Origin of the sequence: uncultured Cohaesibacter sp. (assembly GCF_963556055.3) — a bacterium.
Taxonomy (GTDB): Bacteria; Pseudomonadota; Alphaproteobacteria; order Rhizobiales; family Cohaesibacteraceae; genus Cohaesibacter.
This window is the reverse complement of sequence record NZ_CAUVYE020000019.1, coordinates 69,592-95,000: the sequence shown is the minus strand read 5'-3', so window position 1 is coordinate 95,000 and position 25,409 is coordinate 69,592. Positions and strand designations below refer to the sequence as shown.

Sequence of the window (25,409 nt, the reverse complement as noted above, 5' to 3'; positions counted from 1 at the left end):
TTATAAAACGAGAAGCTTCTGGAAAGGAGCACCATAGAGGGTGATAGTCCCGTATTGGTAGTATAAACAGCCGTTAGAGTAGGGCGGGGCACGTGAAACCTTGTCTGAACATGGGGGGACCACCCTCCAAGCCTAAGTACTCGTATGCGACCGATAGTGAACAAGTACCGTGAGGGAAAGGTGAAAAGCACCCCGACGAGGGGGGTGAAAGAGATCCTGAAACCGAACGCCTACAAGCAGTCGGAGCCCGCAAGGGTGACGGCGTACCTTTTGTATAATGGGTCAGCGACTTAATTTATCGAGCAAGCTTAAGCCGTTAGGTGTATGCGCAGGGAAACCGAGTCTTAATAGGGCGCAAGTTCGATGGATTAGACCCGAAACCGGGTGATCTAGCTATGAGCAGGCTGAAGGTGCGGTAACACGCACTGGAGGGCCGAACCCACGCCTGTTGAAAAAGGCGGGGATGACTTGTTGCTAGGGGTGAAAGGCCAATCAAACCCGGAGATAGCTGGTTCTCCGCGAAATCTATTTAGGTAGAGCGTGGGATGAATACCTTGGGGGGTAGAGCACTGGATGGGCTAGGGGGTCTCACCGACTTACCAAACCTAACCAAACTCCGAATACCCAAGAGTACTATCCTGCAGACACACGGCGGGTGCTAACGTCCGTCGTGGAGAGGGCAACAACCCTGACCGCCAGTTAAGGTCCCTAAGTCATGGCTAAGTGGGAAAGGATGTGAGGATCCCAAAACAACCAGGATGTTGGCTTAGAAGCAGCCATCATTTAAAGAAAGCGTAACAGCTCACTGGTCTAAACAAGGGTCTTTGCGCCGAAAATGTAACGGGGCTAAAGCCATGCACCGAAGCTGCGGGTGCCGTAAGGCGCGGTAGCGGAGCGTTCTGTAGGCTGATGAAGGGATATCCGTGAGGGGTCCTGGAGGTATCAGAAGTGCGAATGCTGACATGAGTAACGATAAAGAGTGTGAGAGACACTCTCGCCGAAAGTCCAAGGGTTCCTGTGCAATGCTAATCAGCGCAGGGTTAGTCGGCCCCTAAGGCGAGGCAGAAATGCGTAGTCGATGGGAATGAGGTTAATATTCCTCAACCAGTGGGATGTGACGAATTCCGGAAGTAGTTTGGTCTTATTGGATTGACCGGGCTGCCTAGGAGTTCCAGGAAATAGCACCCACATTAGACCGTACCCGAAACCGACACAGGTGGACTGGTAGAGCATACCAAGGCGCTTGAGAGAACTATGCTGAAGGAACTCGGCAAATTGCTCCCGTAAGTTCGCGAGAAGGGAGACCTCTTTATGGGCAACCATAGGGAGGTGGCACAGACCAGGGGGTTGCGACTGTTTATCAAAAACACAGGGCTCTGCGAAGCCGCAAGGCGACGTATAGGGTCTGACGCCTGCCCGGTGCCGGAAGGTTAAAAGGAGTGGTGAGAGCTGCGAATTGAAGCCCCGGTAAACGGCGGCCGTAACTATAACGGTCCTAAGGTAGCGAAATTCCTTGTCGGGTAAGTTCCGACCTGCACGAATGGCGTAACGACTTCCCCGCTGTCTCCAGCATAGACTCAGTGAAATTGAATTCCCCGTGAAGATGCGGGGTTCCTGCGGTCAGACGGAAAGACCCCGTGCACCTTTACTATAGCTTCGCGCTGACAGTTGTGTTGGCATGTGTAGGATAGGTGGTAGGCTTTGAAGTCCGGGCGCCAGCTCGGATGGAGCCATCCTTGAAATACCACCCTTGTTGTCATGGCTGTCTAACTGCGGTCCGTTATCCGGATCCGGGACAGCGCGTGGTGGGTAGTTTGACTGGGGCGGTCGCCTCCCAAAGAGTAACGGAGGCGCGCGATGGTTGGCTCAGACCGGTCGGAAATCGGTCGTTGAGTGCAATGGCATAAGCCAGCCTGACTGCGAGACTGACAAGTCGAGCAGAGACGAAAGTCGGTCATAGTGATCCGGTGGTCCCGAGTGGAAGGGCCATCGCTCAACGGATAAAAGGTACGCCGGGGATAACAGGCTGATGATGCCCAAGAGTCCATATCGACGGCATTGTTTGGCACCTCGATGTCGGCTCATCGCATCCTGGGGCTGGAGCAGGTCCCAAGGGTTTGGCTGTTCGCCAATTAAAGCGGTACGTGAGCTGGGTTCAGAACGTCGTGAGACAGTTCGGTCCCTATCTGCCGTGGGCGCAGGAGAATTGAAAGGAGCTGTCCCTAGTACGAGAGGACCGGGATGGACGCACCTCTGGTGGACCTGTTGTGGCGCCAGCCGCATTGCAGGGTAGCTATGTGCGGAAGGGATAACCGCTGAAAGCATCTAAGCGGGAAGCCCCCCTTGAGACGAGTTCTCCCTGAGAGCCGTGGAAGACCACCACGTTGATAGGCCGGGTGTGGAAGCGCAGTAATGTGCGAAGCTTACCGGTACTAATAGCTCAATCGGCTTGATTACTCTCATTTGTCTATACTCATTCAAGGCGTCTTTTGCTTAAGCAAAAACGCCGAAACTAAGCGATAGGTGATTTGTTAAAATCACCGTTAGCGTCCCAAACGCGCGGTGAAAGCTTCAATCCCTTCGTAAATACAAACCAGCTTCTCAATTCTTGCTCTTAACCGGCCTGGTGGTTATGGCGAGGAGACCAAACCCGATCCCATCCCGAACTCGGCCGTTAAGCTCCTCAGCGCCGATGGTACTCCGTCTCAAGGCGTGGGAGAGTAGGTCACTGCCAGGCCTGTTAAGCGCAAGATCATAAAAACCCCCGTAGATAATCATCTCCGGGGGTTTTTACGTTAATAAATCAATGTTGATTAATGCAAACAAAATGTAATTCAAAGTAATTGCGTCTCCTGCAAACTATAGGAGAACTGCTCCGATGAACTCCGTTCTGAATGCGTTCGTTGAGGCGATTTTACAAGGCACCTTCAGAGGCAGACACTTGACTCGATAGTTGTAGAGATTACGTGTGACCTCAAAAAAAATTGCAATTTGAGACAAGAAAGTCTTTCCCATCGTTAGTGCGCAATTTTATTACCCGCTTCGCTAACCGAGAATGCGGTCGTTTTGCCCCAAGTTTTCATTGTATCCGCAATAGGGTTTCTGACTTTGACATGGGGGGTAGTCTCAACAACATCTCTCTTTCTTTGGCTTGATCCAGTAGAAGAACCAAAGTGAGCCACGAAGAATACTCTTGCTGCGCGGATACACACCGTCACTGATATAAAATCCATATTTCGTAGCGCATTTGCTTCGGGCATGGACGCTTGTGTATGATCATGACTCCTCCATTTCCCTGACCATATCATTAGATCTGTAGCTGAGTTTTTGATCTTGGCGTCAAGCCTTTCAAGTGATCAAACACAAATGCTTTGCGACTTGCTACACGAAGTTTAATTTATGACGCGAAAAAATAAGTTATAATATTTTTCAAAATAGAAATAAACGATCTCGAAAAAGTTACAAAAAGTCGCAGAACGACGAGTTTTGCCTAAGGGCCGGTGGAAATTGCTAAAAGAAACTTGAATTAATTCAGATAATAAAAATAATACCCCTGCTGTAGTGATATGGTTGATAGTCAAAAAGAGTATGAGAGTGAGCTCAGGAGGTTGGCATTTTGTCATGTGGGGCTCTCGTAGATCCTCTTTCGAATATCATTAGTTTCTAGCAAGGGAGGTATAAATGCTGGAGCTACGTAAGCTTTTGAAATCTGCCACGATTGGCGCAATGGCCTTGGCTGTGTGCGCGAGCTTCTCAATTTCTGAATCATTGGCCGCAAGCAAAGGGTTGGTCGGGATTGCCATGCCCACCAAATCTCTCGCCAGATGGGTTGATGACGGCGATAATATGGTCAAACAATTTGAAGCTGCCGGTTACGAGGCAGAGCTGCAATATGCAAGTGACGACGTTGCAACGCAGCTGAGACAGATTGAGACCATGATTCTCAAAGGCGTTAATGTTCTCGTGATTGCGTCAATCGACGGGACCGCATTGTCAGGTGCTTTGGATCTCGCCGCTGAATCCAATATCAAGGTGATTTCCTATGACCGCCTGATCCGCGAGTCCGGTAATGTCGACTATTACGCAACGTTTGATAATTTCCAGGTTGGCGTGATTCAGGCCAACAGTCTGTTAAAAGGCCTTGATATCGAAAATGCAAAAGGCCCACTGAATATCGAAGTCTTCGGCGGTTCGCCGGACGACAACAATGCCTATTTCTTCTATAACGGCGCAATGAGCGTATTACAGCCTTACATCGACAGCGGAAAACTTGTCGTCGTTTCCGGTCAGATGGGCATGGACAAGGTCGGTACGCTCTTCTGGGACGGTGCAACAGCACAGGCACGCATGGACAACCTTCTGTCGGCCTTCTACACCGACAAACGCGTTGATGGTGTTCTGTCTCCAAATGACAGCTTGGCAATCGGTGTGATTTCATCCCTGAAAGGCGTCGGATATGGCACCAAAGATATGCCAATGCCAATCATCACCGGTCAGGATGCCGAAGTTGCAAACGTCAAGGCCATGTTGAAAGGCGAACAATATTCGACCGTCTTCAAAGACACGCGGGCTCTTGCCGCCGTGACCGTGAATATGGTCAACGCCATTCTCGCTGGTGAGGAGCCGGAAATCAACGATACCAAAACCTATGATAATGGCGTCAAAGTGGTCCCCTCCTATCTGCTGAAACCGGTTGCCGTGACCAAAGACAACTGGAAAGAAATCCTGATCGATAGCGGATATTACAGCGAAGATCAGATCAAATAATGCCATTGGCAATAGACGTGACAAGGAAAAGGCGGGGATCTATATTCCCGCCTTTTTCGTGCATGATGCCATGGGGTGGCAAGCGCTGGGCAACGGCGCCAGAGATGGGCACTATTCTCGATTGAGAATTCTGTCGGCGATCACGCTCGACCAGCGACTGCTCTTGAATGATTGCCGTAAGGCCTCTTCATCATAAACCTGCTCAACCCAATCAAGAAAAGCCATGCCGGTGGCATTCTTATACTCAATATATTGGTCGATGAAATGGTCCAGAATACCGGTCTTTGCATGCCGGAAATGGCCGTAACGCAAGGAGAGTTGTTCGCGCGCCTGCTCGATCGGAACATCCTCGATCAAATGAAGATAGAGCGTTGAAACCAGTCCGATCCGGTCTGCACCGGATTTGCAGTGAAACAGGATCGGGTGATCGAGTGCTTCGAAATAGGATTGAAAATTGAGAATGATCTCCTTGGACGGCGCGGCGCGGGAATACACCTTCAAATCGTTTCGCAATTCGATGCCGTGAGCCTCGCAGGCCTTTTTCTCCAGCCGGTAGCTACCACAATCCCGAACACCGCGCAGATTGACAATCGTGCGGATGCCCTTGCTCTTGGCATAATAGCGCACCTGATGTGGCCAGGGTTGTGCCGAACGCCAGGCATTGGGGGAAATCTGATGACGGTTGGCATACAGAACGCGGAAAATCCCGTGGTCGGCGAAGATCATGTCGAGATAATCATAGATCGGAGAAAAGATCCGAACGAGCCAGGGAGGCGACACCTCTGCCGCAGCCCGGCGGGCGTGGCCAATCTGCCGATAGACCGCTTTGCGCGCTCTCTTGGTCCAGGCGACTTTTGGCTCGCTTTTGGGCATGTCATGTTGTGAATAGCTCACTCGGTCTACTCCCGATAGATTGCGATCACGAAGCAAAAGAGCGTCAAGTCATGGTGCTAACACGCCTTGGCTATTCACTTATTGGACGATCAGTTCCTTGCTATGGTTCCGGCACGATTTAGCAATCCTTTCCTCACTCGTCAACGCAAACTCTAGGAGGAGCGGGCATTAGGAGGGCAAAGCCGGTGCCAATTGCTGCAATTGACCGCAAGGGCGAGACAATTTTGCCGACCTAAGTTTGGGAGGGACACGCAAAAGCCTTTTCAAAGAGCCCGTTTGTGTCTACATAGTTGGGACATCAAAGGCGATTTTGCGGCACTGAACACCGTCAGAATTTGCGAAACGAACCGCGCACAAAACGGGCGCAATGTTTGGGGACGCCGCCGCCGTGGCGATTGACTGCGATTGCGAATAGACGGCAGCCTTGTGCAAGGCAATCCCCCAAGGAGTAGGGCCCATGGCAGCCGAAATCATCCGCCGGCAGTGGCAAAAACTCGTCTCGGATCCCACTGGCTCGAGCTATCTGATTTACCGTCTTCTATCGGAGAATTTCCATCTCTATGCCAGGCAATATGCAATAGCGATCTTCTTCATGGTAGTTGTCGCCGCGACCACCGCCCTGAGCGCGTGGATCATGAAGGATATTGTCAACGAGATTTTTGTCTCCAAGGATTTTGACAAGGTCTGGATCATTTCCGCCGTGGTCATGGTGATCTTCGTTGCCAAGGGGCTTGCCACCTATTTGCAGACCGTCATTCTGGCGCGGATCGGCAATGCCATTGTCGCCGATCAGCAGCGAAAGATGTTCCGGCATTTTCTGACACAAGGGGCCGATTTCTTCCACGATTTTCCCTCAAGCGAGCTGATCACCCGCATTTCGCACAATGCAATGGCGGCACGCACCGTCATGGACATGCTTATAACGGGTGTGGGCAGGGATCTGCTCTCTCTTGTTGGCCTTGTCTTCGTGATGGTCTTTCAGGACCCCCTTATGTCCTTCATCGCCTTGTTCATCGCGCCACCTGCGGTTTTCGTCATCAACAAACTGGTGCGCCGCGTCAAGCGCGTGGCAAAAGAGCAGTTCATTTCCCTCACCCAGACCAACCAGACCATGCAGGAAACGGCGCTGGGTTATCGGATCATTCGCACCTTCGGGCTTGAAGGGGTGGTAACCGCGTCCATGGACAAGGCAATCAGGGGCGTGGAAAAGCAGACCAACAAGATCGCCAGCCTTGCCGCCAGAACCAACCCCCTGATGGAAACACTTGGCGGCTTTGCCATTGCTCTGGTCATTCTTTATAGCGGCTGGCGGACCATCCTTGATGGTCAGAGCCCCGGTGAATTCATTTCCTTCCTGACGGCCCTTCTTCTGGCCAGCGACCCGGCCAGACGTCTCAGCCGACTGAAAGTCAATATGGAAGGCGGCCTTGTCGGTGTGCGATTGATGTTTGAAATTCTTGACCGCCCCAGCCTCCTCATTGAAAAGGAAAATGCTCGGGAAATGACGGTTTCTGCTGGGGAAATTCGCTTTGATAAGGTTCACTTTTCGTACGGTGCGGATGAACCGGTGATCAATGGTTTGAGCTTGACCATCGAAGGCAGCAAGACAACCGCACTGGTCGGCCCGTCCGGTGGAGGCAAGTCCACGATCATGAGCCTCGTGCAGCGCTTCAATGATGTGAATGAGGGCAGTATCACCATCGATGGCACGGACTTGAGGGACTGCACCCTGGCCTCGCTCAACAAACATATCGCATTGGTGACCCAGGATACGGTTCTCTTTTCCCAGACCATTCGTGAAAATATCCGTTATGGCAGGCTTGATGCGACCGATGCAGATGTGGAGGAGGCCGCCAGAAACGCCTTTGCCCATGACTTCATCACCAAATTGCCGCAAGGCTATGACACCTTGATCGGTGAAAATGGCACGAGCCTCTCCGGTGGGCAGAAACAGCGGATCGCGATTGCACGGGCGATGGTGAAAAACGCCCCGATCGTGCTGCTGGATGAAGCGACCTCGGCGCTCGATAGTGAATCGGAAGCCAAGGTTCAGGCGGCATTTGATCGCTTGAGCGAGGGGCGTACATCGCTCGTCATTGCGCACCGCCTTTCCACCATTCGCAACGCCGACCGGATTTGTGTCATCAAGGATGGACAGCTGGCCGAACAGGGAAGCCACGAAAGCCTGATTGCCGAAGGCGGGCTTTATGCCAACCTTGTGAAACTGCAATTTGACAAAAAGTGACCTTGAAAAACGGGATTAGCCTCTTTTGCGCAAATCTGTGCCACTGAGAAAACGAAATCAGTTGCCCGAGACGATCAGCCTCTCCCATGAAGGAGGTTCGATCATCGTTCGGCTGAGGCAGAACGCGCGGGCCAAACGGCTGATTCTGCGCCTTGACAGCAAAAGCGGTGAACCGGTGGCGACCTGCCCGCCGGGGCTTGGCGAGGCCAAGATCTGCCAGTTTCTTCAGCGCAATGTCGCCTGGCTGGTGGAGAAGCAACAGGCCCGCAAGCCCAACACGCCTTTTGAGCATGGTGCCATCATTCCAGTGCGGGATGTGCCCCACACACTAGAACATCTCGATGAAGCGCGCGGCACTGTTCGCTTGCTGGAACTGGCCGACGAGCGCATCCTCATGGTTTCGGGCAATGAATCCCACATGGCGAGGCGAGTAACCGATTGGCTGAAAAAGCAGGCCAAATCAGATCTTGATGATGCCGTCGCCCGTCATGCGGCGGCGCTTGGCGTCAAACCCTCTGCGATCCGGATAAAGGATACGACCAGCCGTTGGGGCTCATGCAGCGCCAACAGAACGCTGTCTTTCTCTTGGCGCATCATAATGGCTCCGCCCTTCGTGCTGGATTATCTGGCCGCGCATGAGGTCGCCCATTTACGCGAAATGAACCACTCAGACCGCTTCTGGGCGCATGTGGCAAGCCTCTGCCCCAATTACAAACCTGCGCAGAAATGGCTCAAGGATAACGGTCGCCTGCTCCACAGCTATGGTGGCGAAGGGGACTGAGCGGTCTGCTTGTCAAGAGATCATTGAAGGCAAGGAAAGCAAGAGACAGGGCAGGCGAGCAACGGGGGCGCAGGACTGCCCCCGAAGGCTCTGCCCATCAGCCCCCGAACCAGCGCTCGAACAGACCCTTTCGTGCCCGCGGCAATGGCATATTGCTTTCGCCCTCCGGCAACAGATCCGGATTGACCCATGGTTTTTCTTCTCCCCCCGCGATGCGGCGGGTTTCTGCCAGCTGTTTGATACTGACCCCCGGCAATCCGGCAATCGCCATGCCATTATGGGCCCCGACCATGTAGGCTTTCCATGTCTCGGCAGGCAGGTTGCCACCAGACGCCCGTTTGGTTGGATGCCCATCATCATTGCCGAACCAGATGCCGGTCACGAGATTGGCGGTATAGCCGACAAACCATGCGTCACGGTAATTCTGGCTGGTGCCGGTTTTCCCTCCCGCCGGTCGGCCCGGCAGAAGCGCTTTTTTGCCTGTCCCCGTGATCAGGGTTTCCTGCATCATCGAATTGATCAGCGAAAGGATCTCTGGCCGAATGACCCGGGCACCGGGAATGTTCGGGTTGATATAGAGGGCCTTGCCGTCCTTGTTGATGATACGTGCGATGACATGGGGCGTTGCCCGTGCGCCGCCATTGGCAAAGGGCAGATAGGCTCCCACCAGTTCGAGAGGGGTCACTTCCGACGTGCCAAGGGCGATGGAGAGATTGTTGGCGAGTTTGGAGTGAATGCCAAGCCGGTGCGCCGTATCAACGACCTGATCGGCTCCCACTTCAAAGGTCAGTTGTGCCGCAATCGTATTGATCGACAGGGCCAGCGCTTTTCTCAGGGAGATCTGACCCATATATTCCTTGGAATAGTTCTTTGGCGTCCAGCCGTTATAGGATACCGGACCATCGATCCGCATGCTGTCCGGGCTGTTGCCGAGCTCAAGCGAGGTCAGATAGACAAAAGGCTTGAAGGCACTGCCCGGTTGCCTTTTTGCGTCGACCGCCCGGTTGAACTGGCTTTCGCGATAATTCTTGCCGCCGACAAGCGCCTTGACCGCTCCCAGGGGAGTGGCGGATACAAGTGCGGCCTGTTCCACACCATAGGTCTTGCCCTGTTTGTCCAGAGCATCAACGATTGACCGCTCGGCCAGCGTTTGCATGCGCAAATCGATTGTTGTCTCGACAATGATATCCTCTTTGGTGTCGCCAATCAGCTCCGGCAGCTGTGCCATCACCCAGTCAGCGATATAATTGAGCGAGCTGTCGCGGTGGCGGGCAACGGTGTCGATGCTTTGGGTCAGAGCCAGCTTTCGTTCTTCAGCCGTGATGAAGCCTTCGCGCTCCATGGCCGCAAGCACCAGTTCGGCCCGTGCCTTGGCGTCCTTGGGGTGCTTGTTCGGAGCAAGCCGGGAAGGCGCTTTCAGCAAACCTGCGATGGTTGCAGCTTCGGACAGGGTCAGCATTGAGGCGGGCTTGTTGTAATAGGTGCGTGCAGCCGCATCGACCCCGGTCGCTCCAGAGCCGAGATAAACCCGGTTGAGATACATTTCCAGTATCTCCTGCTTGGAATATTTGGTCTCCAGCCAGAAGGCCAGAATAAGCTCCTGCACCTTGCGTTCGATGGTGCGCTTATGCTCCAGAAACAGGTTCTTGGCCAACTGCTGGGTCAGTGTCGACCCCCCTTGCGAGAGCCGTCCTCGAATGAGGTTGGTGACCATCGCGCGCGTGAAGCCAATGGGATCAAAGCCGAAATGGTGATAGAAACGGTGATCCTCGATCGCCACCACCGCATCGGCCAGATAGGGAGGAAGGGTGGACAGGCTGACCCGCTGCCCACCAGTCTTGCCCCGGTTGGCAATCAGACCTCCATCTTCGGAAACGATCTGAACATTGGGTGGCCGGTCCGGAATTTTCCAGTCTCCCGACTGGGGCAGCTTTGAGCCATAATAAAGGACGATACCACCGGCAGCGATCCCTCCCCAAAGGGCAAGGATGACCAGCCAATAGACTGCGCGTCGGGCGAATCTGAAAAGCCGTGAGAAAAGGGAAGCCCTGGGCGCCGCGCGCTTGCGAGGCGGCTTCCGACTACCACCGGAAGGCGGACGACCGCCCCCCTTGCCACCACCAGAACCACCCTTGCGGCGGACATTGACAGCCCTGCCATCTGCATCGGCACGTACGCTTGGTGCACGACCAACCGACGCGGGCTTGCCAGAATTCGATGCAGGCTTGCCGGAGCTGCGCGTTTTTCTCACGGAGCGCCTGGGGGTCGGGCCGGGATGGCTGCGGTCTCTCTCACTCAAATGGATGTCTCCCGGAGAAGGTCGAGCGGCTGATGGGCGTTTCTCGTTCATAATGTCAATTTTGTTTCTGCTGGCATTGAACTTGGCGGTTTTTGGAATCAGAGCAAGGATTCTCGCACTTGATATGGCTGGCATCCTCGGTTTTTCAAATCAACCGACCTGTTCCAGTGGACCCCGGTTACTTTCGGCCTCAAGCAGTATTTCGATATTAAGGCGAATTCATGAGAGCATGGACATCACCATCAAGGACATGATTCCGCATCAATCCCTAATGATGTACAAAAAAGACCAAAATTTCTGCGTCAAAGCGGTTTCTTTCCTTGTCGAGATACGGTTTTGGCGGCACAGGACAATTGGGAGCGAAACTCGATTTCTCTTGTCTGCCCGCTATTCCCCCTTTTCTTGAGCTGTTTGGTTCGCTAAGGTCACGGAAACTATGATCATGTTTTGTTCGCCAAATCAAGGTGGCAAGCGAGAAGGGCCAAGGGAGATTTTCATGGCAGAAAAACCGCATCTATTCCTGATCGATGGATCTTCCTATATCTTTCGTGCCTATCACGCCCTGCCTCCGCTCACACGCAAGAGTGACGGCCTGCCGGTTGGTGCCGTGTCCGGCTTTTGCAATATGCTCTGGAAGCTCATCAAGGACGGAGAAAATGGCATTGTCGGCACCACACCGACCCATGTTGCGGTGATCTTCGATGCCAAGGGCGATACCTTCCGCAATGAGATCTATGATCAATACAAAGCCCAGCGCCCACCCGCGCCTGAGGATCTTGTGCCTCAGTTCGGGCTCATTCGCGACGCGGTGCGCGCCTTCAATATCGCCTGCATTGAGCAGAGCGGGTTCGAGGCTGACGACATCATCGCCACCTATGCTGAAATGGCCATAAAGGCAGGCGCTGACGTCACGATCATCGGCTCGGACAAGGATCTGATGCAGCTCGTGCGCCCCGGCGTCATCATGGTCGACACCATGAAAAACAAGCGCATTGAGGAAGCCGAAGTGGTCGAGAAATTTGGCGTCACCCCGGACAAGGTGGTCGAGGTGCAGGCGCTCGCTGGCGACTCGGTCGATAACGTGCCCGGCGTGCCCGGTATTGGCATCAAGACCGCAGCTCAGCTCATCAACGAATATGGTGATCTGGAAACCCTTCTGGAAAAGGCCGATGGCATCAAGCAGAAGAAGCGCCGGGAAAATCTCATTGAATTTGCCGAACAAGCCCGCATATCCAAACAGCTTGTCCATCTCAAGCGAGATGTGCCGCTGAAAGAGTCGCTTGATGATCTGATCTGCTGCGATCTGGACGGCGTCAAGCTGGTTTCCTTCCTGAAGGCCATGGAATTCACCAGCCTGACTCGTCGCGTCGCCGAGGCCACTGAAACGGAAGCTGCCGAGGTGGATGTTGCAAGCCTTGAGGTCACCGGCTGGGAAGCTGCTGATCCGGCAGCCGCAGAGGGCGAGCAGACCGAGGCACCTGCCGGTGAGCCGGGCCCGGCTGATCTTGCCGCCAAAATGGCCGCAGACATCGCAGCAATGCCCATCGACAATCAGAATTATGAGACCGTGCGTAGCATGGAAGCACTGCAAGTCTGGCTGGCTGAGGCCAAGCGCATCGGTCATGTGGCGGTCGACACCGAGACCGACAGCCTTGACGCCATGCAGGCCAAGCTCGTTGGCGTGTCTCTGGCAACCGAACCGGGCAAGGCCTGCTATATTCCTCTCGCCCATGTGTCCGGCGATGATGATCTTCTGGGCGGTGGGCTGGTTGAGGATCAGATCCCGCTTGCCGAGGCCGTTGCCGCGCTCAAGACAATGCTCGAGGATCCGTCCATCCTCAAGATCGGGCAGAATCTCAAATATGATACGCTGCTGCTCAGTCGTTACGACATCGAGCTTGCTCCTTTCGATGACACCCTTCTGCTTTCCTATGTGCTGGACGCGGGCAAACATGGCCACGGCATGGATGAGCTTTCCGAGCTGTGGCTCGGCCACAAGCCCATCGCTTTCAAGGAAGTTGCAGGCAGTGGCAAGGGGCAGGTGACCTTTGACAAGGTGGAAATCGAGAAGGCCACCCCTTACGCGGCCGAAGACGCCGACGTGACCTTGCGGCTCTGGATGGTTCTGAAGCCCCGCCTTGCAGCCTATGGCATGACAAGCGTGTATGAACGGCTCGAGCGTCCACTCTTGCCGGTTTTGCGCAGGATGGAAGCCCGCGGGATATCCGTTGACCGGCAAATCCTGTCCGGCCTGTCCGGCACCTTCGCCCAAGGCATGGCACGGCTTGAAGAAGAGATCACCGAGCTTGCAGGCAGGCCGTTCAATATCGGTAGCCCCAAGCAGCTTGGCGACATTCTGTTCGGCGATATGGGTCTACCCGGCGGCAAGAAGACCAAGACCGGCGCTTGGTCGACCTCGGCCAGCGTTCTGGAAGATCTCGCCGCTGAAGGGCATGAGCTGCCCAAGCGTGTGGTGGAATGGCGTCAGCTGTCGAAACTCAAAAGCACCTATACCGACGCACTGCCCACCTTCATCAATCCAGAAACCAAACGGGTTCACACCTCCTATTCTCTGGCGGCTACAAGCACCGGGCGTCTGTCGTCCTCCGATCCGAACTTGCAGAATATTCCGGTGCGCACCGAGGAAGGTCGCAAGATCCGCACGGCCTTTGTGGCCGAGAAGGGCAACAAGCTGATTTCCGCCGACTACAGCCAGATCGAGCTGCGCGTACTCGCCCACATGGCCGATATCCCCCAGCTCAAGAAGGCCTTCGAGGACGGGCTCGATATTCATGCCATGACGGCAAGCGAGATGTTCAACGTACCGCTTGCGGAGATGGACCCGAGCACCCGCCGTCGCGCCAAGGCGATCAATTTCGGCATCATTTACGGCATCTCCGCCTTTGGCCTTGCCAATCAGCTCGGCATCTCGCGCACCGAGGCGAAGGCCTATATCGATACCTATTTCGAGCGTTTCCCGGGCATTCGCGACTATATGGAAAATACCAAGAAGGCCGCGCGCGAGCAGGGCTATGTCGAAACCATCTTTGGCCGCAAGATCCATTATCCGGAAATCAATTCCAAGAACCCGAACATGAAGGCCTTTCAGGAGCGGGCCGCGATCAACGCCCCCATTCAGGGCTCGGCCGCCGACATCATCCGCCGCGCCATGGTGCGCATGGAGGATGCCCTCATCACGGCAGGTTCGTCCGCCCGCATGCTGCTTCAGGTCCATGACGAACTGATCTTCGAGGTGCCCGAGCCGGAAGTCGACAACACCATAGCGGTGGTGCGCGACATCATGGAAAACGCCCCCATGCCAGCGCTACAGCTGAGTGTGCCGCTGAAGGTCGACGCCAACGCCGCCGATAACTGGGATGAGGCGCACTAGGTATGTGGAAGGGGCTAGGGTTGATATCCATGTTTTCTAGCTATTCGGCCTAGAATGCCCTTTACCACTATATCTAGCTGCGAGTTTTCGCTGTAATTCGCTGGGGCGACAAAATCCACGCGATTGTCTGAAATAAGCGTATGAATTTTCTTCAAGTCTCTCGTGCTCTTCGTTTCATCATAAACGGCAATGGAGTGCCCACCCTTATGGGTAAGCATTTTCATCGTTGGAATGTCTGTATCTCCGTCTCCCAAGAAGATCATCCTGTCGAACGGAATTGGTCTCTGCTCTTCAGGAATGAAACTATTGATCTTTTCGTTGTCCCAATGATTTTCGATGCCTTTATTTATGCGAAATAGGTATTGGGTTTTGGTTGTGTAATTTATAAAGACAGCTTAGGTCTGCTTTACCCGCAGCTTGCTGCGGGTACGCGTCCGCCCACTCGGTCGGACGCTTGGTGCGATCTGGCAGAAATAGGCAAGGCATCGATGCTGTTGTGCTCGGAGCCAATCCACTGGATGGCATCACGCTCTGAAAGCCCTAGGCTGGTTTCTCACCCCAGTACCAGAATCAAGACCCCACAGACAATCAGTCCGCAGCCCGCGATTTCAAGCCGGTTGATCTTTTCCTTGAAGATGACAACCGACGAGGCGAAGGTGAACAGCATTTCCACCTGCGCCAGCGCCTTGACCATCGCCGCCTGCTGAAGGGTCATCGCCATGAACCAGCCGAAGGACGCGGTGGCACCCACAAACCCGGTGGCAAGTGAGGGCCGCCAGGCCCGCGCGATGCGGCCCCATTCTTTGGGCTCGCGGACGCTGATCCAAAGCCCCATCAGAACGGTCTGGAAAAGGATAGCGGTTGCCAGCGTAAAACCCGCTTGCAAGATATAGTCAGGCTCGGCCATGTCTGGGACCAGCGACAGGGACGCCTGCCGGTAACCCGAGGCGGCAATACCGAAAAAGGTGCCCGAGGCAAGACCGATGAGCGCTGTTTTCGAAAGGCAGGATGTGAGGAGGGAGCGGACCGACAAGGTTGTTCGCGCCACGGAAATGAGCATTACCCCGAGAACGGCAACCCCGATTGCCAGCAAGGCGCTCGGTGTCAGGGTCTCGGAGAAAAACAGAAAGGCAAACAGGGCGGCCTGCGCCGGTTCGGTCCGGCTATAGGCTGTACCGACCGTGAAATTGCGGAAGGAAAACATATAGACCAGCAGAAACTGCCCGCCGATTTGCGTCAGCGCAGCCACCAGAACCCAGAACAAAAAAGGCCCGTTGAAGGCAGGCAGCATAGTGCCCGTCAATCCCGCATAGCCGAACAGATAAAGAAAGGCGAAAGGCACCCCGAAAGCAAAACGCACGAAGGTTGCTCCGGTCGTGCCGAGCGCCCCCTTGAGGTGCTTTTGCAGGACAGAGCGGATATTTTGCAGAAAGGCTGCACTGATTGTGATCAGGATCCAGGTAGGCATGGGATGGCTTTATCATTTTGCGGAGCGGGCGCAAACAAAAAAGCCCGACCCGAAGAAAAAGACAGCGGGTCGGGCGATAGATGTGTCGGCACTTGCCAATGCGAAACCGCTAGAGGCAGGAAATGCCAATCAATAGTCCATCTCAAGGGCTTGCCAGATTTCTTCAAACAGCGCCCGGCTGGCCCGCGGAGAGATCGCATTGAGAGGGTCAATGGCAAAACCGGCAAAGATCATGTCCTTGTCCTTGTTCATCACACCATCGAGCACCAATTGCTGGATCTCCAGATTGCGGTCTTCCAGCGCCTGAACGGCAGAGGGCAGAATGCCGCAAGTGATCGGCTCAACCTTGTTTTCGGAAATGAGGCCATAGCTCTCGACAATCGCACCGACCGGAGCGTCCGGGTTCTGGCCCATGTTCGGCATGTTGAAGTTGGTGCGGACCAGCTCGTCCGTTGCTCCGGCAAGGGCTTCGAGCAGTACGACACCCTCTTCTCCTGACGGGCTCAGATCTTCCTCGAGATATTTCTGCCGTGCTTCATCGGGATTCTGCGAACGTTTGACGCGCCACTCATAAGGTGTGACGCAAACGCCCCAGCTGTTGATCTCTTGCTTGGAGGAAAGATACCAGGGCACGAATTCCGCCAGGTGACGGTCACCCGCCGCCCCCAACACGCCGAAGCGGGCGAGGAAATCCTCAGCCACCTTGAACTCGGACGTAAACCAGTCTTCGTTGGCCTCGCGGTCCAATGCATTTTTGCTGAGCACCTCCGGCTCTCCGGCTTTCATGCTGTCTGCGAAGTCCTGAAGGACACTCTTGCCCTTCCAGACAGCGTCGGTGGCAAAGGTGAAATGGTTGACGCCGGAAATGTCGAGTTTGATGTCATGCCGGGTTGGCATGTCGACCTTGTAGGTTTCGGCAATCCATTTGGCCAGCATTTCCTGAGTGTGGAACACTTCGTGGCAACAGCCGAGCGCCTTGATCCCGGGCTCTGCTGCATAGAGTGCACCGGTGCACCAGGCCATCGGGTTGGTATAGTTGATCACCCATGCGTCGGGGCAAACCGCCATGATGGCATGAGCAAAGTCGGCCATGGTAGGGATCGAGCGGATGGCGCGAGCAATCCCGCCAGGTCCCGTGGTGTCACCGACGGTCTGGCAGATACCGTATTTTTCAGGGATCTTGAGATCGATAAAGCGCTTTTCCGTTGGTCCCGGCTCAATGGAGATGACGACAAAATCGGCATCCTTGAGGGCCGCCTCGAGCGTTTCTTCAACGTCGACGGCAAATTTGCCAACAGCACCGGGTTTGCCGAAGATCTGGGCGCTGATTTCCTTGTTTTTCAGCGCCGCTGCATGATCGATATCATACAGCACCAGACGTCCTGAAAGCTTTTCAGACAGTGCCAGATCGGCCATCAGACGCAGCGCCCATTGTTGGCTACCGCCGCCAATATATGTAATTTTCACATTTTTCATCGCCAAAGCTCCGTAAGGCCTGCTTGATTGTTGGTTTGTGAGTCTGTCGCCGAACTGAATCACCCCAATCGGCAGAAAGGAGGCCTTTGCCCCGATCACTTGGGTGCAAAGATTCTCAGGGGAGGGTGCGAGAGCTCATTTTCCAAAGGTGGGAATGCCGAATTCTATCCAACCAAACTGGCATATTAGTTGACAAGGGAATTAGTACATGTGCTAAAAAAAATCTGCAAGATCTCTCATCAAAAATCTGGCTCGGGTTTCACATAATTCACGCAAAGCGTCACATTCGGTAAGGGAATCTTTAACTTCGTTATCCAGAATCGTTCAAGGTTTCTCTTGCGTCAAACTTTTACCTCATTTGAAAGGCAGGTCAGGGGCTGGCGACATTCTGCAACTGACTTGTATCGCAACAATCCTCGGCTTGCCGAAATCAAGGTCGTTATCCTTTCCGAACATGCTTGTTGTCCCGCTCGAGACGCGGTCATGACAACAGAACAAAAACAATCAAAAAAAAGGCTTTAGGCATGAAATTCAAAACCGGCACTTTATTTCTGGCTGTCTGCTCCCTTGGTTTGAGCGGATTGTCCGGCAACGCCTTGGCGATGGATGCCAAGGTGCGTGCCTGGCTCAAGGACATGGCGCCGCAAGAACGCATGATTCAGGTTTGCAATATGGAAGCGATGGGCAAGGTCAATGCTGATCGGCTTGTCGATTACACATTTTCCGCTCCGGAAATTGGTAAGGACAAGGTTGTGGCCAAAGGAGCAGCCTTCCGACGCGGCGGGCACTGGTACAAGATGAGCTACAATTGTGCGACCAGCGATGATCAGATGCAGGTGCTGAAATTCGCAATGAAAAAGGGCGCTGAAATCCCGAAAAAGGATTGGCCCAAACTGGATCTGTTCGAATAGCTTTCCTGTCAGCGCCCCATTGGAGATGCACCAGATGTCATCCGGTCGCGTGGCGGAGCGCCAATTGCTCGGCGCTCATCGGGGCAGGGCTTTCTTGCCCTATTGAATCTGGATGTTGCTAAGCGTCATTTCCCCGTCGGCTCTGAAACACACTGCCTGGTCCTGAGGCACTTCGGTCCAGCATTCCGATTGTCGATCAATCGGTTCGGACACCAGTATCACGTCGCCATTCTCATAGCGCCGATAATAGAGCGAGGGGGCGTGATGATCTGTCGAGCAGCGGAAGCCGCAAAGCCGTTTGCCATCGGACAGGCAGGAGGTGAAGCGCAAGGGGGCTTCAATCCCTTTCTCAACCATGGCCTTGTGCACGCGATTGAGAACACCCATCATGGCCTTGATCGGGCAATCGTCGATGGCATTCTGCAAGCTCAGCAGAAACAGCAATTCCGAATCCGTGCTCCCCAGTCTGTAATCATAGTGTGCATCATCCAGATCCGCTTCCAGCACACGGCGAATTCTTTCATATTCACCGATCTGACCGTTATGCATGAACATCCATTTGCCATGGGCAAAGGGATGGCAATTGCAGCGGTTGGTCGCGGTGCCGGTTGAGGCTCTGACATGGGCAAAGAATAGCGGAGACTGAATCTGGGAAGCGAGGCTCTTCAGATTGCAATCGTTCCATGCCGGCAGGATTTCGCGATAAAGCCCCGGATTTTCCTTGGCACCATACCAGCCGATGCCGAAGCCGTCGCCATTGGTGACGGTTTTACCTTCTTCTGCATGAAGGCTTTGATGAATGAGAGAGTGATCGGCCTTCGTCACATAGTGTTCTAGAAAAACAGGCTGACCCTTATAGGCGACCCAGCGGCACATATTGATCTCCGGAATAGTGTTTTTTGTCTCTTTTACTCTGTTGTAACACAAAGGAAAAGACTGCTTCGCAAGCGATCTTGTTTGGCTGACAAGATTGAATCCAGCCACTGGCGGATTGCTCTTGTGGTGACACCTGAACCCTTCACGCCCCTGTCACATCGCAGAGCTAAAGCAAAGGCAGCTGTTTCAAATCAGGGGATTCTCATGTTCAAATCCATTTCAAAAGCGCTGCTTCTGGCGAGCTGCCTTGCCCTGCCACTCTCTTCGGCGGCCTCTGCTCTGACCATCGAGCCAATTGCCACTTATGACAATAAGGTCTTCGATGAAGGAGCCGCCGAAATCGTGTCCTACGACAAGGCAGGCAAGACGCTTTATGTCGTCAACGGCAATGACAAGACCATCGATATTCTGGATGTTTCCAACCCTGCCGAGATCAAAAAAGCTGGCGCGATTGATGTCACGCAATATGGCAAGGGCGCAAACTCTGTTGATGTTCATGGTGACTATGTAGCGATTGCTGTCGAAGCCAAGGACAAACAGGCCAATGGCAAGCTGGTCGTCTACAAGACCGACGGCACCTTTGTCGGTGATGTGACCATCGGTGCGCTGCCTGATGCGGTTGCATTCGCTCCCAACGGAGAGTTTGTCGTGGTTGCCAACGAAGGCGAACCGTCCGACGATTTCAAGACCGATCCGGAAGGCTCGGTGTCCATCGTTTCCATTCCGTCTCTGGACGTCAAAACCGTCACCTTCGAAAGCCTCAAGGCTGAGGATTTCGGTGCAGACTTCCACACCGCAGCGCCGGAAGGCATTTCATTCGCCCAGCAGATCGAGCCTGAATATCCTGCCGTTGCAGCGGACAACAAGACCGTCTTCGTCTCGCTTCAGGAAAGCAATGCGATCGCTGTCATCGATGCTGAAACCGCAAGCCTCAAGAAAGTCTTCTCTCTGGGCTTCCAGGACTATTCCAAGGTTCTGGCAGACCTCTCCGACAAGGACGGTGAGATCAACCGGAAAAACTGGCCTGTCCTGTCTTTCCGCATGCCTGACACCATCAAGTCTTTCACCAAGGATGGCGTCAACTATGTTGTCATGGCCAATGAAGGCGACAGCCGCGACTATGACGGTTATTCCGAAGAGGAACGTCTTGGCAAAGTCAAACTTGATGAAAAGGCCTTCCCCAATGCTGCGGAATTGCAGGAAAAGAAAAATCTTGGTCGCCTGAAAATCACCACCTCGCAAGGGGATACTGATGGTGACGGCGACTTTGACGTTATTTATGGCTATGGTGGGCGGTCTTTCTCGATCTTCAACGAGAAGGGTGAAATGGTCTTCGATTCCGCAGGAGAAATTGAAGCCAAGATCGCCGAACTGGTTCCATCCGCATTCAACAGCCAGGGCGCCAATGAAAGCTTTGACAACCGCTCCGACGACAAGGGCACCGAGCCTGAAGCATTGGAACTGGCAGAGATCGACGGCAAGCTTTACGCCTTCATCGGTCTGGAGCGCCAGAGCGGCATCATGGTCTATGACATCACCGACCCGGCTAATGCCTCCTATGTCACCTATGCAAGCAATGCCAAACTGGACGGCGAATCTGAAAAGCTGACCGCTGGCGACATTGCCCCTGAAGGCATCAAGTTCATCGCTGGCAAGGATAGCCCGAACGGAGAGCCAATGATCGCCGTTGCCAACGAAGTGTCCGGTACAGTGACCCTGTGGGCCATCAAATAAGCGCTTCTCGTTTTGAAGACTAAAGAAGCCCGCCTCCGGTCGGAGGCGGGCTTTTTATAGATGCTCAGGGCACCGGTCCTTATCCGGTTGATGGTCAAAGGGCCTGATAGGTCTTGGTGAGTTCTCCAAGGAAGCGGCTTGCCTGATCTTTGAGCGCATCCGACTGGCCGGAAAGTTCAGCCGAACCATCCGTAACCGATCTGGCTGCGGTCTCAGTTCTTTGAGAGGTTTCTTCAAGCAGCTTGAGGGCGTTGTTGATATTTTCCGCCCCGGACGAGGCCTGCGTTACATTATCGGCGATTTCCTTTGCTGCGGCCGACTGTTCTTCGACCGCAGAGGCGATTGACGCGGAGATTTCATTGATCCGATCAATGGTCTCGGCAATGGTCTCGATTGCGGATACGGTCTGCGTCGTCGCATTCTGGATTCCGGACACCTGATTGGAAATGTCGCCTGTTGCGCGGGCTGTCTGGTTGGCGAGATTCTTGACCTCCGCGGCAACAACAGCAAATCCCTTGCCAGCTTCGCCAGCCCGGGCCGCCTCGATGGTTGCATTGAGGGCCAGAAGATTGGTTTGTTCCGCGATTTCCTGAATAAGGCGGATGACGTCACCGATGCGATTGGCGGACGAGGCGAGTTCATTGACAACGTCAGTCGTCGAGTTTGCCTGACCGGAGGCTTCCTGCGCGACTTCGGTTGAAAGCGATACCTGACGACTGATCTCGGCGATGGAGGCTGACAGCTCCTCGGTTGCTTCTTCAACCGAGCGCATGTTGCTCGCAGTCTGGTTGGTCATGGAGAAAAGAGCGGTTGTCTCGCTGCTGGTTTGCTGGGCCTGATCGATCAATTGAGCCGCCGTGGATTGCAGACTGCCCGCGGACTTGTGAACCGAATGGGCCAGATCACCGACATTATCCTGAAAATTTCCCGAAAGCGCCTGAAAACGCTTGTTCCGCTCAAAGGTTGCTTCGCTGTTTAGGATGCCCTGCACCGCAGTGCAGGCATAGGGCAGACCATCGATCATGGTGACCGATATCTCATCGATCACGCCGAAGGTTCCACCCTGATACTTTTTGTAAATGGCACGCCCGGACCATTTTCCTTCGCGCTGGATTGTCGCCTCGACCATCTCGGAATGCTTGGCCACGGGAAGATCGTTATACTGCTTGTCTGCGAGCACCGAAGAAACATGTTTGCCCTTGAGCGCATCCATAGACGGGTAACCGATAGCGTCAAGAAAGCTTTTGTTGGCATAGATGATGCCTTCCTTTCCCGGAGCAAGGCAGTTGATGAATATCCCCGAAGCAGAGTCATCAACCGAAGCCGCTATAATCTCCAGAAGGGAAGTGGATTGCCCATCCTTTTTCTTTGCCATTCCGAACATTTTGTTAGTCTCCTCCCTCGAACAAGCCTCCCGATCATTCCCATGCGCACCACCCCATGAATGCCACGAGAAAGTTGCAGAGATTTTTATTCAGACTTGGTTAATTTTCCGTTCGCAAAGCTGCGGAATTCCGCCATTCCGAGCGGAAGGAAGAGGAAACGGAACTGGCCTGCCCCGCAAGGGACAAGCTGGATGATACAACCGGATCAAAGCATTTCTTGCCTTTGGATCATGGAATGGGATAGAAGCATTGCATCAAGACCGGATGCATGTGCCAACGCAGACTTGATCAGATTCCATGTCGGAAAGTGTCGAGTTGCGCGCGGGTCTGCTTCCATCAAATCCTTATAGGCGACAATCAATGTTAGTGACAAATGACGATCAGCTTCAAGGTCTTAGGGACTGCGGACGCGCTGTCGCTCGCGCAATTGAAGAAATGGGAAAGGCCATCGAGGTTGGCATGACTGCCAAGGAGCTTGATGATTTGGGCCAGCGTATCCTCGAACAGGAGGGAGCTCAGTCGGCCCCGAAAACCATTTATGACTTTCCCGGATATACCTGCATCTCCATCGAACCTGTCATCGCGCACGGATGGGCCGATGAGCAAAAGATGAAAGCCGGTGATTTGATCAATATTGATGTCTCGGCCTGTAAAAACGGATATTTTACCGATGCCGGGGCGACTTTCATCCTGCCCCCTGTCACGCCCGAAAAGAAAGCACTGGTGGCGGCCGCAAAACGTGCCCGTGACAATGCCATAAAGCAGGCAAGAGCAGGCGCTTCGATGCAGGTGATCCCACAGGCTTTCCAGAAAGAAGCAAGAGCTTCGGGCTACTCACTGATCGAAAACCTGCTTGGGTGCCACGGGGTTGGAACAACCCTGCACGACAAGCCAGAGATCATCGCTGTGCCTGATCAGAGGGATAAACGCAAGCTTGCAGAGGGTTTGGTCATCGCCGTTGAACCCTTTCTGTCGACAGGGGCGCGGTTTGCAAGTGATGGTATGCGCGAATGGGAGCTTTTCACACCCGATTGCCTGACCGCCCAGTTTGAGCACACGATTGTCGTCGGCAAGAAAGGTCCGATTATCGTCACGCTCTAAGGCAGGGCTGCTTGAAGTCTTGTCATGAAAAGAAAAGGCCCGCTTGAAAAGCGGGCCTTCAATCATTTTAAGCAAATGCTGTTGGATCAGGCTTTCGGAGCCGCAGCCATAACACCAGCATCAACATGTTCTTCGTAAATTTTGAAGTTTTCAACGAACATGCCAGCCAGTTTGGCAGCCTGTGCATCAAAGCCAGCTTTGTCAGCCCAGGTTTCACGTGGGGTGAGAAGCTTGGCATCAACACCAGGAACAGCAACCGGAACTTCAACACCAAAGATTTCGTCGGTGCGGAATTCTGCATTTGCCAGAGAGCCATCGAGAGCTGCGGAAAGCAGAGCGCGAGTAGCTTTAATCGGCATACGGGAACCAACACCGTAAGCGCCACCGGTCCAGCCGGTGTTGACCAGCCAGCAGGTAACATTGTGTTTGTTCATCATATCACGCAGCAGGTTGCCATACTCGGAAGGATGGCGAGGCATGAATGGTGCGCCAAAGCAGGTTGAGAAGGATGCTACAGGCTCGGTGATGCCCATTTCCGTACCAGCCACTTTCGCGGTGTAACCGGACAGGAAGTGATACATGGCCTGTTCCGAGGTCAGTTTGGCAATCGGAGGCAGAACACCAAAAGCATCAGCGGTCAACATGATGATGTTTTTCGGCTGAGGTGCAACACCGCTTTCAGATGCGTTCGGGATCAGATAGATCGGATAGGAAACGCGGGTGTTTTCGGTTTTGGAACCGTCCTCGAAATCCGGTTTGTCGGTGACAGGATCGATCACCATGTTTTCAACGATCGCACCAAAGGAGTGGGTCGTTGCATAGATTTCCGGTTCAGCTTCTGCGGACAGGTTGATGGTTTTAGCGTAGCAGCCACCTTCGAAGTTGAAGACGCCGTTGTCGCTCCAGCCGTGCTCGTCGTCGCCGATCAGAGTGCGGTTCGGGTCAGCGGACAGGGTGGTTTTACCGGTGCCGGACAGACCGAAGAAGATTGCAGTGTCGCCTTCATCACCAACGTTTGCAGAGCAGTGCATTGGCATGATTTTCTTTTCTGGCAGGAAGTAGTTGAGGGTCGTGAAGACACCTTTTTTGATTTCGCCAGAATATTGGGAGTCACCAACAAGAATGAGTTTCTTGGAGAAGTTCACCGCAATGATGGTTTCGGTGCGGCACTGATGACGTTTCGTGTCAGCTTTGAAGCTTGGGAGGTCGATAACGGTCAGTTCCGGCATGAAGTCGGCCAGTTCTGCAAATTCAGGACGGCGCAGCATGTTGCGGATGAAATGGGAGTGCCATGCGAATTCGGTGATTACGCGCACGGACATTGCGGATTTGGGATCGGCACCGCCATAAAGATCCTGTACAAACAGCTCTTTGCCTTCAGCGTGAGCCATGAAATCTTCATAAAGGGTGTCAAAGACTTCTGGAGACATAGAAGCGTTTGCATCCCACCAGATGGTGTTCTCGGTGGTTTCATCACGCACAATATATTTGTCTTTAGGAGAGCGACCGGTATGTTTGCCGGTATCAACTGCGAGCGCACCGCCTTCGATCAGGCGACCTTCGTTGCGCGCCAGTGCTACTTCCACCAGTTTGGGAAAACGATAGTTGTAATGAACACTATCGAGATTACGCAGACCAGATTTGTCTACGCCATAAGATTCGTTCCACGTGCCGAATTGTTTCACTTTTCAAGCCCCTTGAGACACACTTGGTTGTGGGAAACTGACATTATTGCATCAGCCCGGCCGTCACCAGTTTGGGATCGACCGGTGGTCCGCGTAAAGGTCTGTGAAAGCCGATTTTACAGTCGGATTGCTCCGCTCTTTTTGTTTGACTCGTCCTCCAGTGGAACCAGCCCACCCGTTTCCTCTAACGCTTTTGGGCCGCTCCAAGCACAGTCCTTATAGTGAACTTGCGATGTGTCATAACGACCCAATATTAGCGTGTCGTTGATATTGCGCAAAGTTCCGCGGGATCCAAATCCCGTGACAATCTGTTCATATCCCACGCCAATTTGTTTTAATAGTTGGCCTTTTTGAGTAGTCACGCCCCGCCCTTTCCGCTTGCAACTTCTCCGGAAA

General features: G+C 53.8%; 14 protein-coding genes and 2 rRNA genes (1 of these 16 running past the window's edge). 9 read left to right on the top strand and 7 right to left on the bottom strand.

The features are described 5' to 3' along the window. The 3 genes from ACHZB8_RS13855 to chvE all read left to right on the top strand — a co-directional run. Positions 1 to 2,457, top strand: a 23S ribosomal RNA gene (locus tag ACHZB8_RS13855); it begins 270 nt to the left of the window's first position. 165 nt (positions 2,458 to 2,622) lie between these two features. Then, a 5S ribosomal RNA gene (gene rrf / locus ACHZB8_RS13850) occupies positions 2,623 to 2,737 on the top strand. Between the two features lie 989 nt (positions 2,738 to 3,726). Continuing rightward, positions 3,727 to 4,767, top strand: a complete 1,041-nt coding sequence (chvE, locus tag ACHZB8_RS13845; protein ID WP_316861206.1) for a multiple monosaccharide ABC transporter substrate-binding protein — start codon at positions 3,727 to 3,729, stop codon at positions 4,765 to 4,767. A 111-nt stretch (positions 4,768 to 4,878) separates the two neighbouring features. Here chvE and ACHZB8_RS13840 read toward each other — a convergent pair whose 3' ends face one another. Further along, on the bottom strand, positions 4,879 to 5,661 hold the full coding sequence (locus tag ACHZB8_RS13840) for a tyrosine-protein phosphatase (protein WP_316861180.1): 783 nt from the start codon (positions 5,659 to 5,661) through the stop codon (positions 4,879 to 4,881). Positions 5,662 to 6,118: 457 nt separating this feature from the next. On the opposite strand from ACHZB8_RS13840, the gene ACHZB8_RS13835 reads away from it, so the two are divergent. Both ACHZB8_RS13835 and ACHZB8_RS13830 read left to right on the top strand, forming a co-directional pair. Continuing rightward, the gene (locus ACHZB8_RS13835; protein WP_316861179.1) at positions 6,119 to 7,906 is read left to right on the top strand and encodes an ABC transporter ATP-binding protein; all 1,788 of its coding nucleotides are present in this window, start codon (positions 6,119 to 6,121) and stop codon (positions 7,904 to 7,906) included. Between the two features lie 25 nt (positions 7,907 to 7,931). Next, the gene (locus ACHZB8_RS13830; RefSeq protein WP_316861177.1) at positions 7,932 to 8,687 is read left to right on the top strand and encodes a SprT family zinc-dependent metalloprotease; all 756 of its coding nucleotides are present in this window, start codon (positions 7,932 to 7,934) and stop codon (positions 8,685 to 8,687) included. Between the two features lie 97 nt (positions 8,688 to 8,784). Here ACHZB8_RS13830 and ACHZB8_RS13825 read toward each other — a convergent pair whose 3' ends face one another. After that, a complete protein-coding gene (locus ACHZB8_RS13825) occupies positions 8,785 to 10,986 on the bottom strand; it encodes a transglycosylase domain-containing protein (protein WP_316861176.1) in 2,202 nt (733 codons plus the stop codon). Positions 10,987 to 11,482: 496 nt separating this feature from the next. On the opposite strand from ACHZB8_RS13825, the gene polA reads away from it, so the two are divergent. Beyond that, the gene (gene polA, locus ACHZB8_RS13820; protein ID WP_316861175.1) at positions 11,483 to 14,377 is read left to right on the top strand and encodes a DNA polymerase I; all 2,895 of its coding nucleotides are present in this window, start codon (positions 11,483 to 11,485) and stop codon (positions 14,375 to 14,377) included. A 553-nt stretch (positions 14,378 to 14,930) separates the two neighbouring features. Here polA and ACHZB8_RS13815 read toward each other — a convergent pair. After that, positions 14,931 to 15,845, bottom strand: a complete 915-nt coding sequence (locus ACHZB8_RS13815; RefSeq protein WP_316861174.1) for a DMT family transporter — start codon at positions 15,843 to 15,845, stop codon at positions 14,931 to 14,933. Positions 15,846 to 15,974: 129 nt separating this feature from the next. Further along, a complete protein-coding gene (locus ACHZB8_RS13810) occupies positions 15,975 to 17,321 on the bottom strand; it encodes an alpha-glucosidase/alpha-galactosidase (protein WP_316861172.1) in 1,347 nt (448 codons plus the stop codon). Positions 17,322 to 17,845: 524 nt separating this feature from the next. On the opposite strand from ACHZB8_RS13810, the gene ACHZB8_RS13805 reads away from it, so the two are divergent. Continuing rightward, complete coding sequence (locus ACHZB8_RS13805) at positions 17,846 to 18,232, top strand: DUF930 domain-containing protein (protein ID WP_316861170.1); 387 nt, start codon at positions 17,846 to 17,848, stop codon at positions 18,230 to 18,232. Positions 18,233 to 18,331: 99 nt separating this feature from the next. Here the strand turns inward: ACHZB8_RS13805 and ACHZB8_RS13800 are convergent, their stop codons facing one another. Then, positions 18,332 to 19,108, bottom strand: coding sequence for a class II glutamine amidotransferase (locus tag ACHZB8_RS13800; RefSeq protein WP_316861168.1), 777 nt, complete (start codon positions 19,106 to 19,108; stop codon positions 18,332 to 18,334). Between the two features lie 204 nt (positions 19,109 to 19,312). On the opposite strand from ACHZB8_RS13800, the gene ACHZB8_RS13795 reads away from it, so the two are divergent. Further along, complete coding sequence (locus ACHZB8_RS13795) at positions 19,313 to 20,842, top strand: choice-of-anchor I family protein (protein ID WP_316861167.1); 1,530 nt, start codon at positions 19,313 to 19,315, stop codon at positions 20,840 to 20,842. 94 nt (positions 20,843 to 20,936) lie between these two features. Here the strand turns inward: ACHZB8_RS13795 and ACHZB8_RS13790 are convergent, their stop codons facing one another. Further along, a complete protein-coding gene (locus tag ACHZB8_RS13790; RefSeq protein ID WP_316861166.1) occupies positions 20,937 to 22,226 on the bottom strand; it encodes a methyl-accepting chemotaxis protein in 1,290 nt (429 codons plus the stop codon). Between the two features lie 361 nt (positions 22,227 to 22,587). Here ACHZB8_RS13790 and map point away from each other — a divergent pair, with 361 nt between their 5' ends. Then, positions 22,588 to 23,328: a type I methionyl aminopeptidase gene (gene map / locus ACHZB8_RS13785; RefSeq protein ID WP_316861164.1), complete on the top strand. Its 741-nt coding sequence runs from the start codon at positions 22,588 to 22,590 to the stop codon at positions 23,326 to 23,328. A gap of 86 nt (positions 23,329 to 23,414) precedes the next feature. Here map and ACHZB8_RS13780 read toward each other — a convergent pair whose 3' ends face one another. After that, positions 23,415 to 25,013, bottom strand: a complete 1,599-nt coding sequence (locus tag ACHZB8_RS13780; protein ID WP_316861162.1) for a phosphoenolpyruvate carboxykinase — start codon at positions 25,011 to 25,013, stop codon at positions 23,415 to 23,417. Positions 25,014 to 25,409: the final 396 nt, after the last annotated feature.